The organism is Microbacterium sp. Marseille-Q6648, from assembly GCF_943181415.1.
Lineage (GTDB): Bacteria > Actinomycetota > Actinomycetes > Actinomycetales > Microbacteriaceae > Microbacterium.
In genome coordinates this window covers 255,754-269,878 of the sequence record NZ_CALPBZ010000001.1, presented here as the reverse complement: position 1 = coordinate 269,878, position 14,125 = coordinate 255,754, and the positions used below count along the sequence as shown (strand labels likewise).

The following is a 14,125-nucleotide window of genomic DNA, read 5'->3' as shown; positions in this document are numbered from 1 at the left end:
GGACGTCGACAGGAGCCGGCGCCCGGGCGTGGCTGAAAAGCCACACGGGTGACGGTCCAGGGTAGCACGGAGAGGGGGCCGTGCACCCAATCAGCGAGCGTTGCGGAGGGCGTCCTCGATGGGCGTGTCTCCGCCCCCGAAGCGGATCGTGCGGCCCGCCGTGGCCGGGTCTTCGACGGCCGCGACGATCACCCGTGCGACATCGGCGCGCGAGACGGAACCCCGACCCCGGGGGTCCAGTTCGATCGCGCCCGTGGGCTCGTCCATCGTGAGGCCGCCCGGGGCGAGGATCGTCCACTCCAGCCCGGTCGAGCGCAAGTGCTCGTCGGCAGCCCACTTCGCGTCGGCGTAGGCATGGAACGGGTCGTCGGCGGGCACGCCGTGGTCGGCCCGGGATCCGAGCCACGACACCATGACGTAGCGAGGCACCCCGGCGGCCGTTGCGGCATCCATCGTCCGCACGGCGGCATCCCGGTCGACGGCATAGGTGCGTGCGGCGTCCCCGCCCCCGGCCCCTGCGGACCACACCACCGCGTCGTTGCCGCTCAGGAGGTTGGTCAGCTGCTCGACGTCGAGCGTCTCGATGTCGACCACGACCGGCTGCGCGCCGGTGGCGACCACATCGGCCTCGTGCGCGGGATTGCGGAAGACGGAGGTGACCGTGTGTCCGCGCTCGACCAGAAGGGGGGCCGCGAGGAGGGCGACCTTGCCGTGTCCGCCGAGAATCATGATGCGCGCCATGTCGCTTCCTTTCGCCCGCCCGCAGACGGGATCGTGTTCGTCACCAGCCCAGCGAGCCCGGGCCGCCCTTGAAGGGACCGACGACCCATGAGGTGATCCAGCCGCCGTAGAACCCGCCGGGCTGCGGCACCACCTCTTCGCCGCCGACGGTGCATCTGTCCATCGGACGCGGATACACCGCCACGCGGCCGGCGAGTTCGGCGTATGCACCCGTGGGCGTCGGATACGTCCACCCGGCCCGCTCGGCGACCGTCTCGCCACCGACGACGTCGAAGTAGGTGGCGGCCCCCTTGAATTCGCAGAACGACGACCCCGCCGCGGGCCGCAGCGCCCCGACGGCGAACGCGTCGATGGGCAGGTAGTAGACCGGCGGGTGGCTCGTCTCCAGGACGCGCACGACATCGTCGGTGTCGACGATGCGCTCGCCGCCCAGGTCGATGGTCACCCGCTGCGCGACCCGTTCGAGCCGTGGCGGACGCGGATAGTCCCACACGGACTCCTGGCCGTCGCGGACCGGATCAGGCGAAGGATGCCGCATGCACACCAATCTACGGCGGCTTGCGGTCGCAGGCTCCGATCAGCCCAAATGCCGGGTCGCCCGCCCGTGCACCCCCGCCCGCTGGTTGACTGGGGGCATGACGGCCATCGCCATGTTCCCGCTCGGATCGGTGCTGCTGCCCCACATGCCGCTGCCGTTGCGCATCTTCGAGCAGCGGTACCTCATCATGCTCGGCCGCCTGCTCGAGGAGGAGCGCCCCGAGTTCGGCGTCGTGCTCATCGAGCGCGGCTTCGAGGCGGGCGGCGGCGATCAGCGCTTCACGCTGGGCACGCTCGCGCGCATCACCCACGTGGTCCCGCGCGCCGAGGACCTGCAGCTGGTGGCCGTGGGAGGACGGCGGTTCGAGGTCACCGCCTGGCTCGAGGACGATCCCCACCCGGTGGCCGAGGTGCGGTTCCTGCCCGAACTGACCTGGAGCGCGGGGCTCGAGGGGCTGCGCACGGATGCCGAGCGCACGGTGCGCCGCGTGCTCGCCCGCTCAGCCGAGTTCGCCGACACCGTCTGGGACCCCGACATCGAGCTCTCCGACGACCCGATGGAGGCCAGCTGGCAGCTCGCGGGCATCGCTCCGCTCGGGCCGATCGATCAGTTGAGACTGCTCCGCTCCCGCAGCGCGTGGGAGCTGCTGACGCACATCATCGAGCTGACCGAGGCCGCCGAGCCCGCGCTGACCACCGCTCTCGGCGGCGCCGCCCTCGACGACGAGCTCGAGCGGATGCTGCAGCCCGACGGCTCCGAGCCGGCCGAGGCCGGGCCCGGTGACGCCCAGCCGGGTCGGCCCGAGCCGGACGAGCCGGCGCCCGGTGGGGCTGCGCCGGACGAGCCGACGCCCGGTCGGCCCGAGCCGGACGAGCCGACGCCCGGTCGGCCCGAGCCGGACGAGCCGGCGCCCGGTGGGCCCGAGCCGGAGGAGCCCGACGACGCCGCGCCGCGCTGACCGTGGCCCCGGCACGCACCCGCTGGTAGCGTTCGGTCACCGGACGAGGACTGGAGGTACGCGATGACCGACTCCCGCAGCCCTGGGGCCGCCGCGAAGCCGCGCGAGGAATGGACCGGCCAGGTCGGCTTCATCCTCGCCGCGATCGGCTCGGCGGTCGGACTCGGCAACATCTGGCGCTTCCCCGGCGTCGCCTATGAGAACGGCGGCGGCGCGTTCCTCATCCCCTACCTGGTCGCCCTCGTGACCGCGGGCATCCCGATCCTCTTCCTCGACTACGCGATCGGGCATCGCTTCCGCGGCGCCGCACCCACCGCGTTCCGCCGGCTCGGCGGTCCGTCCGGACGGTGGCTGGAGTCACTCGGGTGGTTCCAGGTCGCGATCGCATTCGTCATCGGCCTCTACTACACCGCGGTCATCGCGTGGGCGCTGAGCTTCTTCGTCTTCTCCTTCGACCTGCGCTGGGGCGACGACCCTGCGGGCTTCTTCTTCGGCGAGTACCTCCGCACCGCCGACCCAGGCGTCAGCTTCGAGTTCGTCCCGGGTGTGCTGATCCCCCTGGCCCTGGTCTGGATCGCGGCGATCGTCGTCCTCGCCCTCGGTGTCGCCAAGGGACTGCAGCGCGTCAACGTGATCTTCCTCCCGCTGCTCGTCGTCGCCTTCCTCGTGCTGGTGATCCGGGCCCTCTTCCTCGACGGCGCCGCCGACGGGCTCAACGCCCTGTTCACTCCGAACTGGCCCGCCCTGGCGGACCCCAACGTGTGGATCGCCGCCTACAGCCAGATCTTCTTCTCGCTGTCGATCGCGTTCGGCATCATGATCACGTACGCGTCCTACCGCCGCCGCCGCGCGAATCTCACCGCGCCGGGCCTCGTCGTCGCGTTCGCGAACTCGTCGTTCGAGATCCTCGCCGGCATCGGCGTCTTCGCCACCCTCGGCTTCCTCGCGTTCCAGCAGGGCATCGCCGTCGGCGAGCTCGAGAGCATCGCAGGGGTGGGCCTGTCGTTCGTGACGTTCCCCGCGATCGTGGCCCAGATGCCCGGCGGTCCGCTGTTCGGCATCCTCTTCTTCGGCTCGCTGACCATGGCGGGATTCACCTCGCTCATCTCGGTGCTGCAGGTCGTCTCGGCCGCGATCCAGGAGAAGTTCGGCTTCAGCCCACGCACGGCCGCGATCGGACTGGGCGGCGTCTCGGCGGTCCTGTCGATCCTGCTGTACTCCACCACCACCGGCATCCTTGCTCTGGACGTCACCGACAACTGGGCGAACAACATCGGCATCGTGCTCTCGGCGATCCTGATGACGGTCTTCGTGATCTGGGTGTTCCGTCGCGGTGGCGAGCTGCGCGCCCACCTGAACGCCGTCTCGACCTTCCAGGTCGGACGCATCTGGGTGCTGCTGGTCGGAGTCCTCGCCCCCGTCGTCCTCGGCTACATGCTCATCGCCCGCATCATCACTCTCGTGACCGAGGGCTACGGCGGCATGCCCGGTTGGTACCTGCTGGTCTTCGGCTGGGGAACCGTCGTGTTCCTCATCGTCGCGGCCATCGCGATGTCGCTGGTGTCGTGGCGACGGAACCCCGACGAGCTGCAGACCTGGCCGCCGGTGATCGTGCCGCCTGCCCGCAGTAACCGCACCCTCAGGAAGGAGGGCTCGTCATGACCGGCGTGGCCATCGCATTCCTCATCCTCGCCATCGTCGTGGTGTGGGGCGGACTCATCGCCAGCGCGCTCTACCTGCGATCCCGTCCCGAGCCGTCGAGCTACCCGCCCGGCGGCACCGACGACCACCGCGAGGACAGCGCGCCCATCGAGCACGACACCTGAGCGGATGCCGCACCGCTAGTCAGAGATCACACCGTCCAGGTACCACCAGCGCTCGCTCTGCTTCACGAAGCGGCTGCGCTCGTGCAGATCGCCCGCGCCACCGGGCTCGCGCCATCCCGCGCGGAACTCCACGATGCCGCGCTTGTGGGCCTCTCCCCCGTCGACGACGTCGAGGATCTCGAGGCCGGTCCAGCGCACCGCCGGGTCGAGGTGGAGGGTTGCGGGCGCAGTGCCCGGATGCCACGTCGCCGTGAGGTGTGCGGCATCCCCGACGACGAAGGCGCTGTAGCGGGACCGCATCAGCGCGAGGGCCGTGGCCGCGGGCGTTCCCGCGAGGATCGGGGCGCAGCACGCGTCGAAGCGCGCGCCACTGCCGCACGGGCACGGGTCTGCGCTCTGCACTTTCGCGAATGCGGGCATCGGGCACCTCCCGCTCGAAGGGTACGGTCGCTCCGTGGCCGGTCGCACGAGGCGCACCGCGAGTCTCTCCGGCCGCCCCTCGCGGGTGTGGCGTGCGGGCCGGCGTGGGGCCGACGTGGGAGCCGGCGTGGGCGCCGGTGTGGGGCCGACGTGGGGCCGACGTGGGGGCCGGCGCCCAGTGTGGGGGCCGGTTGGCGCCATCCACCCCGGATGCCGGAGTTGGCGCCATCCACCCCGGATGCCGGAGTTGGCGCCATCTGTCGCCATGCACCCCCATCACCGCAAACCGCGCCCACTCGCAACCGGTCACTTGGCGCCATCCACCCCGGATGCCGGAGTTGGCGCCATCTGTCGCCATGCACCCCCATCACCGCAAACCGCGCCCACTCGCAACCGGGCACGCGGCGCTATCCACCCCTCGGATGCCGCCGGTTGGCGCCATCCACCCCGGATGCCGGAGTTGGCGCCATCTGTCGTCATGCACCCCCATTACGGCAAACCGCGCCCACTCGCGAGGGGTCACTTGGCGCCATCCGCGGTTTCGCGAGCGGATGACACCATCCTGCGCCAACCCCGGGCCGCTCACCCTGCCTCGGAGGTGTGGATAACTGCGGCGCGGCTGGCTCGGGATGGTTACCGTGGTCGGGTGACCGCACGCCTCGCTCCGACGATCCTCGCGATCGGACTGCTCACCGCCGCGCTCACGGCGTGCGACGCGACTCCCGACCCCGTCGAGACTCCCCCGGCCTTCGCATCGGAGGAGGAAGCCTTCGCGGCGGCGGAGGAGACCTACCGCGCCTACGTCGATGCTGTGAATGAAGTCGATCTATCGGACCCTTCGAGCTTCGATCCTGTCTTCGAACTAACGACGGGCGAACTCAACGCTAGCGATCGAAGAAGCTTTTCGGACTGGCATGCCGAGGGGTATGTGAAGTCAGGAGCGGCCAGCGTCGTTGAAGTTCGATCCGTCGGGGTAAATGAGTCGTACACGTCCGTCACCATTGACGTGTGTTACGACGTCAGCCAGGTGAAGGTGGTCGACGAGAACGGTGCGTCCCTAGTGGGCGCGGACAGGCCCGACATCCAGCCGCTCCGGATCTTTCTATCCCGCTCCGCAACCGCTGAGCCGACTTTGAGAGTGTCCTCGATTGAATCAAGCGGAGCCAGTCTCAGATGCTAGACGCGTTATTGCTCCTAGTCGCGCTGACCTTGGGCCCCGCAGTCAGCGGGATCTGCGACTCTGCCTCAACACTCGTTGGCCCGTGCGTGTCGAACTCCGGGTCGCAGGTCGATCTCAGCGCCGGCGGAACCGTTCCTGGCAACGGCGGCGCCGCCAACCCCGGCGGCGGCGTTCCCCCGGCGGGCGGGGGAACGGGAACGGCCCCAGGGGCCGCACAGCCCGACTCCGTCGCCCCCGCCGAGGACGCGGAGGAGGAGGACTGCGGTCCGCTGAACCGCTGCGGCGGGTACACGGTGGTGATGATCCCCGACGTGACGGTCGACGATCTGGCGTCCTTCCGCCCGGACCGTCCGACGCTCTCGGGCGAGCCGGCCGGTTTCGGCGTCGTCGGCATGCCGACGAACCTGGTGGCGACGGCATCCGAACAGGTCCTGACGGGAACGCTGCTGGACTGGGACGTCACCGTCCGCTTCACCCCGTCCGGCTACGTGTTCGACCACGGCGACGGCACGAGTGCGCGACACAGCACCGGCGGGTCGACATGGGCGGCATCCGGCGCGGCGCAGTTCACCCCGACCGAGACCTCGCACGTCTACCGCGCCCGCGGCACCTACGACGTCGGCGTGACCGTGCAGTACGCCGCAGCGGTCGACTTCGGCGACGGCCGCTGGCGCGATGTGCCGGGGTTCGTCACCGCGACGACCGGCGGCTACGGGGTGCGGGTGGTGGAGGTGCGCACGGCACTCGTCGAAGAGACGTGCGCCGAGGATCCGGGCGGTCCCGGCTGCTGACCCCGCAGCCGTCGGAAGAGGATGAGCGCCTGCCGAGCGGGCGCCCCGACCACGAGCGCCACCCAACCCAGCAGGGTTCGGTCCTCGGATCCCAGCACGCGCTTGCGCTCCCACGCCGCCCGCAGCGGCCCGCCGCGCACGGGCAGGGCCGTGCGCGGCGCGAGGTCGCCACGACGGCGGTCGTGGACGAGTCCCGCGACGGCGTCGATCCAGTCGTCGAACACCTCCTCGTGGAAGTAGTTCTCGCGAAGCCAGTCCTCATCGGGATGCCGGAACCACCGTGCGATCACCTCCCCCGTCCCGCCGAAGAGACCGCTGCCGGTGAACACGCCGTTCAGGAGCGGATCCCCCACCCCGAACGTGTCCAGGGCGATGACCGGGATGCCGCGCGCGATCGCCTCGATCGCGCTGGTCGAGCTCACCGTCACGAGGCCCTGCGCGCGCGACAGGGCGCGCGCCATCGGCTCGTACGAGACCACGAGGTTCGCGGGCGCGCCGCCGAGATCGTCGATGAGGTCCGGGTACGCGAACCGCTCGTGATGAGTCTCGCGCTCGCCCTTCGCCGCACGGAGCTTGAGCACCACCCGCCGTGACGGATCGGCCTCGGCGGCATCGATCAGCATGCGCGCGACGACGAGGCGTTCCGCCTTCTCGCGCGGCACGATCGCCTGCGCGGCGAACACGAGGTCGCCTCCGCCGGCGGGCGCGGCGCCGATCCCCCCGGACGCGAAGGGCAGCTGGGCCAGCGCGAACCGCATCGGGATGCTCACGCGGTCCGACAGCTCGCCGAAGGCCTCGACCTCGCGCTGCGAGTGCAGGATGAACAGATCGCACTGCGCGCGATAGATCAGGGCCGCGCGCCGCGCCGGAAGGGAGATCCCGGGCAGGCCGGTCGCGATCACCGGGCGCGGTGACAGATCGGCGACGAGCGCCGTGAGCACCCGGACGAGCGGCCCGCGCGCACCGAGGACGACGGCATCCGGACCGAAGAACCCGAGCCAGGCCGACAGCTCCGCGAATGCGACACGGTGCACCCGATCAGCCCCGAGCCCGCTGCCCTCGAGGGCCGCGCGCTCCTGCGCCGCGCTCACGGTCAACGGAGTGGACACCAGCACGAGTGCGATCTCGGCATCCGGGATCGCAGCCACCAGGGCGCTCGCCCATTTGACGTACGAGTCGCTGTCGGCGATGGCGACGACCCGCAGCCGGGCGGGCTCGTCGTGCTGCGGTCGAGGCGGGTCGGCCGCGGCTGTCACGCCGGGACCCGCCGGAGCTTGGCCATCGGGGCCAGCTCGCCGGGGAAGACACGCTTGACGCCGTCGCCCATCGCCGCCTCGACGATGCGGATGTCGCGCACGAGATGCGCCAGCCCGGTCGGTTCGAGGGATGCCGCGTGATCGGATCCCCACATCGTGCGGTCCAGGGTGATGTGACGTTCGACCGCGACGGCGCCCAGCGCGACGGCGGCGACCGAGATCTGCAGGCCTCGCTCGTGCCCCGAGTACCCGACGGGGACGCCCGGGTAGCGGTCGCGCAAGACCGGGATGACCCGCAGGTTCGCCTCCTCCGGCTCCATCGGGTACGTCGAGGTCGCGTGCATGAGCACGACCCGGTCGGTGCCGACGATCTCGAGGGCGCGGTCGATCTGCTCGATCGTCGACATGCCGGTGGACAGGATCACGGGCTTGCCGGTCTGCCGCAGCGCTTCGAGCAGCTCGACGTCGGTGAGCGACGCCGAGGCGACCTTGTGGGCGACGACGTTGAGGTCTTCGAGGAAGTGCACACTCGGCACGTCCCACGGTGAGGCGAACCAGTCCAGGCCGCGCAGCGTGGCGTGATCGCCGACCTCGATGTACTGGTCGCGGTCGAACTCGACGCGGTGCCGGTACTGCAGGTACGTCATCGTGCCCCACGGCGTCTCACGCGGCACGCCGCGCATGTGCTCGGGGGTGCAGATCTCCGGGGTGCGCTTCTGGAACTTGACCGCGTCGACGCCCGCGTCGGCGGCCACGTCGATGAGGCGCTTGGCGAGCTCGACATCGCCGTTGTGGTTCAGTCCGATCTCGGCGATGACATAGGCGGGCCGGCCGCCGCCGACGACGCGGTTTCCGATGGTGACGGTCATGAGGACTCCGTAGCTGTGGGAAGGGTGGCGAGGGGTGCCGCGGCGCGGGCGTCGAGCACGCGCTCCGCGAGCTCGCGCACCGCGCCGTGGCCGCCGCGGTGGTCGAGGACGACGCGCGCCGCGGCGAGCACGGTCGGGTGCGCCTCGGGGACGGCGACGGGCCAGCCGACGGCGTTCAGACACGCCAGGTCGTTGACGTCGTTGCCCAGGTAGGCCACGCGTGAGAGGGGGATGCCGAGCCCGTCGCACCAGTCGCGCAGCACGCCCAGCTTGTCGTCGAGACCTTGGTGGGCGGGGATGCCGAGCTTCGCGGCCCGCGCCGCGACGACCGGATTCACTTCGGTGGAGAGGATGGCGATGGGGATGCCGGCGCGACGCAGCGCCGCCACCCCCCACCCGTCGGATCTGCTGACCACGACGGATTCGGTGCCGTCCTGCGCGACGGAGGCGGTGTCGTCGGTGTGGACGCCGTCGAAGTCGGTCACGACGGCGTCGGCGGCGACGGGCTCCCGTCCGTCGATGAGGGGCGCGAGCGCGCGCGCGACGGCGAGCTCGCTCTCGGTGTCGATCTCGATCGCGGTGCGCTCGGGCACCTCGACGACACCGACACTGCCGAAGAAGCGGTGGCGCGTCGCGCGGAAGCCGGCCGCCCGCAGCACGTAGAACGCGCCCGTTTCGAGATAGTGCGGTTCACGGTCCTGCCGGCGCGGGCGGTGATCGGCATCGTGATTGACGGCCGCGGCGGCGCCTGCGGCGGACTTCTCCCAGAGGAAGCCGTAGGTCGGCACGGCCGAGAACACGCTGTCGCGGCGGCGGGAGCGCACCAGGCGGATCGCCTCGTCGAGAGCGTCCGAGACGATGAACGGCGAAGTCGCCTGCAGGAACGCCACGACACCGACGTCAACGCCGCGGGCGGCGAGTTCGTCGAGCGCGTGCAGGAGTGCGCTCTCGGATGTGGCGGTGTCGCCGGAGAGCAGCTCCGGACGCTCGACGAGCTCGGCACCCCACTCGGCGGCGACGGCCGCGATCTCGGCGTCGTCGGTGGTGACGACGACACGATCGACATGCTCGGCGCGCGCGGCGGCGGCTATCGCCCGCGCGATGAGCGGGATGCCGCCGACACGGCGCAGATTCTTGCGGGGAACGCCCTTCGAACCGCCCCTGGCGGGGATGATCGCGACGGTCTCGCTCATCGCCGCACCGCCGTGCGCACGGGGCTCGTCCGGGGCGCGGAGCGGATGACCGAGCCGGTGCCGTCGAGGACGTGAGAGAGCGTGGTGGTCGTGCTGGACGGGAGCGTGAACAGCTCCAGGGGACGGGAGTGCCCGGCCAGCACCAGCTCCGCGGGCAGTCCGGCCTCGATGACGTCGACGCCGTCGATGCCCGCCACGGCAGCGAGCTGAGCCTGCGGCTCGCGCCGGTGAGGCAGATACACCGCATCGCCGTGCTCGGCGATACGAGCGACCCACTCGAGGTACTCGTCTCGCGGCATCCGGCCGTCGACGGGTCGCGCCGAGCCGAGGATCACTCGATCCGCGGCGAGCCGATCGCCCTTCGCGGTGGCGCGGGTGAACCCGAAGCGGTGCTCGGCGACGGACACGCCGCGAGCTTGCAGCCGGGTCCTGCGGGACGCGCCGAGGTCGAACGCGGTGAAGAGCTCCACGCCGCCGCGTGCGGCCAGGCGGAGGACGCGGTCGAGGGCGAAGGGCGCCGTGAGCGCCGACGCGCGACCCTCGACGATGCCGGGCCGGGTGTAGCCGCGGTCGCCGAGGAGTGTGTCGGCGTAGGCGATCGCATTCGCCCCGTCGTCCAGGAAGGTGATCCGCCGGGGCCGCAGGACGCTCGCGGCGAGCCGGAACTGCCCCGAGAAACCGTCGCCGACCAGCCAGTGAGCATGACCGCGCAGCGCATTCCACGGCACGCCGAGATACGGTTCGCAGGCGCCGAAGAGTGCACCGCGGTCGATGAGGTCGTCGGCGGTCGTGCCCATCTGCGCCGTCAGCCGGCCGGCGATCGGCACGGAACGACGGTGGAGATGAGCCCATTCGGCTGCGCCGATCAGCTGCAGGGGGGACTCGACCCAGGCGATGACGTCGTCGCGATGCATCGGCGCCTTCCTGTCGTTCGCGCCGGCCCTGGATACGCGGTCCGGCTGTGCGCGACTCCACGTTCACGTACGCGCATGACGGCACGACCCCCGCGGAGCGGCCGGACGGCAACGCTTCGGTGAACGCTCGACATCGACCGCCCGCGCCGCGTCGACCGCCCGCGCCGCGTCGACGCCTCGTGCCAGGATGACCAGGTGACCGATCGACTGATGCTGCTGGACTCCGCCTCGCTGTACTTCCGCGCGTTCTACGGCGTACCCGACACGGTCCGCTCCCCCGACGGCACTCCCGTCAACGCGGTGCGGGGCTTCCTCGACATCATCGCCAAGCTCGTGACCACGTATGAGCCGACGCACCTGGTGGCGTGCTGGGACGACGACTGGCGCCCGCAGTGGCGGGTGGACCTGATCCCGTCGTACAAGACCCACCGCGTCGCCGAGGTGGTCGAGGCCGGCCCCGACGTCGAGGTGGTGCCCGATCCGCTGGAGGCGCAGGTGCCCGTCATCCGCGAGGCGCTCGCCGCGTTCGGCATCGCGGTCCTCGGCGCGGCCGACCACGAGGCGGACGACGTCATCGGAACGCTCGCGACGCGCGCGACCATGCCCGTCGACGTCGTCACCGGGGATCGCGACCTGTTCCAGCTGGTCGACGACTCCCGAGGTGTGCGGGTCATCTACACCGCGCGCGGGATGAGCAACCTCGAGGTGCTCACCGACGCCGCCGTCGTGGCGAAGTACCGGGTCCTGCCGAGCCAGTACGCCGACTTCGCCACGCTCCGCGGCGATTCGTCCGACGGACTCCCCGGCGTCGCCGGCGTGGGCGACAAGACCGCGGCGACCCTGCTGGCCGCGCACGGCGACCTCGACGGCATCATCACCGCGGCCGCGGCGGGCGAGGGCGTGTCGGCCGGACTCCAGGCGAAGATCACCGCGGCGCTGCCCTATCTCGAGGTCGCCCCCACCGTCGTCAACGTGGTCCGCGACCTCGACCTGCCGACCCTCGAAACACGCCTCGACCCGCTGGACGAGACGCAGCGTGCGGATGCCGCGAAGCTGGCCGAGCGGTGGGGACTCGGTGGCGCCGTGGACCGACTCATCGCGGCCCTCGACCGCACCTGAGCGCTCGGGCGCTCAACCCGCACCGGCCGGTCAGGCGGTTGCCCTCCGCGCCGCGGCGACCGCGCCGAGGAGCAGTGAACAGTACACGGCGGACATCACCAGGACGACCGTCAGGGGCACGTCCCAGCCGCCGGTGAGCTGGAACACCGCGCCCATCATCGGACCGCCCGAGGCTGCCACGACGTAGCCTGACCCCTGCACGAGAGCCGACATCCCGGCAGCCTCGCGGTCGCTGCGCGACACCTCGACGAGCGCCGCGAAGATGACGACGAATCCGCCGGCGTGCCCGATCGCACCGAACGACAGCCAGACCCACAGCAGTTCGGGCGCCGCGAGCAGACCGATCGTGAGGACGAGCCAGGACGCGCAGATGACGCTCGGCGCCACGAAGCGCGGTGTGAACCGCGCGAGCAGCGGGACGACGAAGGCTCCCAGGATCCCGGCGCCCTGATAGAGAGAGGCGACCGCACCGGCGGCCGATCGCTCGAGTCCCAGCTCGTCGGCCGCGAGCGTCGGCAGCCACGTCGACAGGGCGTAGTACATGGTCGTCTGCACGGCGAAGGCGCCGACGAGCAGCCACGTCACCGGCCGTCGGAGCATCGACCGACCACCGCCGTCGATCACCGGGAGTGGACCGGTGATGGTCTCGGGGTCGACCGACCCGCCCGCGGACGCTGCGCCTCCACCCCCTCGGGCGGGCACCGACTGCCCCGAGAACCGATCGCCGGTGCCGGCGCGGCGCATGTGCGCGCCCCACAGGAGTATCCCGGCGAGGGTGAGCGACGACCAGACCAGCAGCGCGGCGTTCCAGCCGACGATCTCGGCCAGAGGCGCCGTCAGCAGCGACGTGAGGAGGGAGCCGACGTTCACCGTCGCGGCATAGGCCGCGGTCACGAGCGCCACGCGGGGCGGGGCGACCTCTCGCCGGATGATCACCGGGATGACGACGTTCCCGATGGTGATGGCCGCGCCGATCACGAGCATGCCGGCCAGCATCCAGCCGAACCCCGGCAGCGCGCGCACGAACGTGCCGATGAGCACACCGCCGAGCGATGCCATCAGCGCGATCTCGGCTCCTGCCCGGCGGATCGCCACGGCGGCAAGCGGAGTGAGGGCGGCGAACATGAGCACCGGCGCGGTGGTGAGCAGTCCCGCCGTCGAGGACGCGATGGAGAGGTCGCGCTCGATGTCGCGCAGGACGGGCGTGACGGCCAGGATGGGGCCGCGCATGCTGACGGCGGCGACGAGGACGCCCGCCACGACGAGCCAGGGGGCGCTGCGCCGCGCGTTCATCACTCCCTCACGCTATCGGCTCACCGCGGGCGACCCGTCCATTCCCGCAGCCGCACGAGCGGCCACGTCGTGACGATGCGCTCCGGCGGGACTCCAGCCCGTTCGGCGCGGGCGGCGCCGTGGTCGATCAGCGAGAGCTGGCCCGGGGCGTGGGCGTCGGAGTCGATCGAGAAGAGGCACCCGGCCTCGAGCGCGAGGGCGAGGAGGTCGTCGGGCGGATCCTGCCGTTCGGGCCGCGAGTTGATCTCGACCGCCACGCCATGCGCGGCGCAGGCGGCGAACACCTCGACGGCGTCGAAGGTCGACGGCGGGCGGGTCCCGCGCGATCCCTCGACCAGTCGTCCGGTGACATGGCCGAGCACGTCGACACGGGGGTGGGATGCCGCAGCGACCAGTCGCCGCGTCATCGGCGCCCGCTCCATCCGCAGTTTGGAATGCGCCGAGGCGACGACGACATCGAGACGCTCGAGCAGGTCGTCCTCCTGATCGAGCGACCCGTCGTCGAGGATGTCGACCTCGATCCCCGACAGCAGCGTGAAGGAATCGTCGCGGAAACCCTCGACGACGGTCATCTGTTCGCGCAGCCGCTCCGGCGACAGTCCGCGTGCGACGCGCAGCCGTGGCGAATGGTCGGTGAGGGCGAGGTACTCGTGGCCGAGCGCGCGGGCGGCGGCGACCATGTCGTCGATGGGGGTGAGCCCGTCCGACCACTCGCTGTGACTGTGCAGATCACCGCGCAGCCGGCCGCGCAGACCCGACGGGACCTCGCCGCCGGCGCGCTCCCGGAGATCGGCGAGGTACGAGGGAACTCCGCCTCCGAGGGCTTCCTGGATGACGGCCAGCGACGACTCGCCGATGCCCTTGCGGCGACGCAGCCCGGCGGTGTCGCGCAGCTGCGCGTCCGTCAGCCCGGCGATGGCTCCCGCCGCAGTCCGGAACGCCTGCGACTTGTAACGCGAGGACCGTTCGCGTTCGAGGAGCGTCGCGATCTCGAGGAGGGCGTCGTGCGGGTTCATTCCGGGCCCGG

Annotated in this window: 15 protein-coding genes; 6 read left to right on the top strand and 9 right to left on the bottom strand. The window is 71.4% G+C overall.

The features are described from left to right. Window positions 1–90: 90 nt before the first annotated feature. On the bottom strand, window positions 91–741 hold the full coding sequence (locus NFR93_RS01265; protein ID WP_251449520.1) for an SDR family oxidoreductase: 651 nt from the start codon (window positions 739–741) through the stop codon (window positions 91–93). A 40-nt stretch (window positions 742–781) separates the two neighbouring features. Then, window positions 782–1,279 (bottom strand): DUF427 domain-containing protein, encoded by a 498-nt coding sequence (locus NFR93_RS01260; protein WP_251449519.1) that lies wholly within the window; start codon window positions 1,277–1,279, stop codon window positions 782–784. A gap of 97 nt (window positions 1,280–1,376) precedes the next feature. On the opposite strand from NFR93_RS01260, the gene NFR93_RS01255 reads away from it, so the two are divergent. From NFR93_RS01255 to NFR93_RS01245, 3 genes are all read left to right on the top strand, one after another. Further along, the gene (locus tag NFR93_RS01255; RefSeq protein WP_353049891.1) at window positions 1,377–2,237 is read left to right on the top strand and encodes an LON peptidase substrate-binding domain-containing protein; all 861 of its coding nucleotides are present in this window, start codon (window positions 1,377–1,379) and stop codon (window positions 2,235–2,237) included. Between the two features lie 63 nt (window positions 2,238–2,300). Next, window positions 2,301–3,899, top strand: a complete 1,599-nt coding sequence (locus NFR93_RS01250; protein WP_251449518.1) for a sodium-dependent transporter — start codon at window positions 2,301–2,303, stop codon at window positions 3,897–3,899. After that, window positions 3,896–4,063, top strand: coding sequence for a methionine/alanine import family NSS transporter small subunit (locus NFR93_RS01245; RefSeq protein WP_251449517.1), 168 nt, complete (start codon window positions 3,896–3,898; stop codon window positions 4,061–4,063). The genes NFR93_RS01250 and NFR93_RS01245 overlap by 4 nt, the downstream gene beginning before the upstream one ends. 15 nt (window positions 4,064–4,078) lie before the next feature. On the opposite strand, the gene NFR93_RS01240 is transcribed toward NFR93_RS01245, so the two are convergent. After that, the gene (locus tag NFR93_RS01240; RefSeq protein ID WP_251449516.1) at window positions 4,079–4,483 is read right to left on the bottom strand and encodes a YchJ family protein; all 405 of its coding nucleotides are present in this window, start codon (window positions 4,481–4,483) and stop codon (window positions 4,079–4,081) included. 646 nt (window positions 4,484–5,129) lie between these two features. Here NFR93_RS01240 and NFR93_RS01235 point away from each other — a divergent pair. Beyond that, window positions 5,130–5,663: a hypothetical protein gene (locus NFR93_RS01235; protein WP_251449515.1), complete on the top strand. Its 534-nt coding sequence runs from the start codon at window positions 5,130–5,132 to the stop codon at window positions 5,661–5,663. An 86-nt stretch (window positions 5,664–5,749) separates the two neighbouring features. Next, entirely contained in the window at window positions 5,750–6,454 is a 705-nt protein-coding gene (locus tag NFR93_RS01230; RefSeq protein WP_251449514.1) for a hypothetical protein, read from the top strand. Here NFR93_RS01230 and NFR93_RS01225 read toward each other — a convergent pair. From NFR93_RS01225 to NFR93_RS01210, 4 genes are read right to left on the bottom strand one after another with little or no spacing between them, the layout of a single operon-like run. Further along, the gene (locus NFR93_RS01225; protein ID WP_251449513.1) at window positions 6,373–7,710 is read right to left on the bottom strand and encodes a DUF6716 putative glycosyltransferase; all 1,338 of its coding nucleotides are present in this window, start codon (window positions 7,708–7,710) and stop codon (window positions 6,373–6,375) included. The two genes, NFR93_RS01230 and NFR93_RS01225, sit on opposite strands and share 82 nt — an antisense overlap. Continuing rightward, a complete protein-coding gene (locus NFR93_RS01220) occupies window positions 7,707–8,579 on the bottom strand; it encodes an N-acetylneuraminate synthase family protein (RefSeq protein WP_251449512.1) in 873 nt (290 codons plus the stop codon). Before NFR93_RS01220 ends, NFR93_RS01225 begins: the two co-directional genes overlap by 4 nt. Then, window positions 8,576–9,772 carry an acylneuraminate cytidylyltransferase gene (locus NFR93_RS01215; RefSeq protein WP_251449511.1) on the bottom strand — a complete coding sequence of 399 codons (1,197 nt, stop codon included), beginning with the start codon at window positions 9,770–9,772 and terminating at the stop codon, window positions 8,576–8,578. Before NFR93_RS01215 ends, NFR93_RS01220 begins: the two co-directional genes overlap by 4 nt. Then, window positions 9,769–10,686, bottom strand: coding sequence for a hypothetical protein (locus NFR93_RS01210; RefSeq protein WP_251449510.1), 918 nt, complete (start codon window positions 10,684–10,686; stop codon window positions 9,769–9,771). Before NFR93_RS01210 ends, NFR93_RS01215 begins: the two co-directional genes overlap by 4 nt. A 195-nt stretch (window positions 10,687–10,881) precedes the next feature. On the opposite strand from NFR93_RS01210, the gene NFR93_RS01205 reads away from it, so the two are divergent. Beyond that, entirely contained in the window at window positions 10,882–11,805 is a 924-nt protein-coding gene (locus NFR93_RS01205; protein ID WP_251449509.1) for a 5'-3' exonuclease, read from the top strand. Between the two features lie 30 nt (window positions 11,806–11,835). Here the strand turns inward: NFR93_RS01205 and NFR93_RS01200 are convergent, their stop codons facing one another. Further along, window positions 11,836–13,098 carry an MFS transporter gene (locus NFR93_RS01200; RefSeq protein ID WP_251451419.1) on the bottom strand — a complete coding sequence of 421 codons (1,263 nt, stop codon included), beginning with the start codon at window positions 13,096–13,098 and terminating at the stop codon, window positions 11,836–11,838. A gap of 20 nt (window positions 13,099–13,118) precedes the next feature. After that, complete coding sequence (locus tag NFR93_RS01195; protein ID WP_251449508.1) at window positions 13,119–14,114, bottom strand: PHP domain-containing protein; 996 nt, start codon at window positions 14,112–14,114, stop codon at window positions 13,119–13,121. Between the last annotated feature and the right edge of the window lie 11 nt (window positions 14,115–14,125).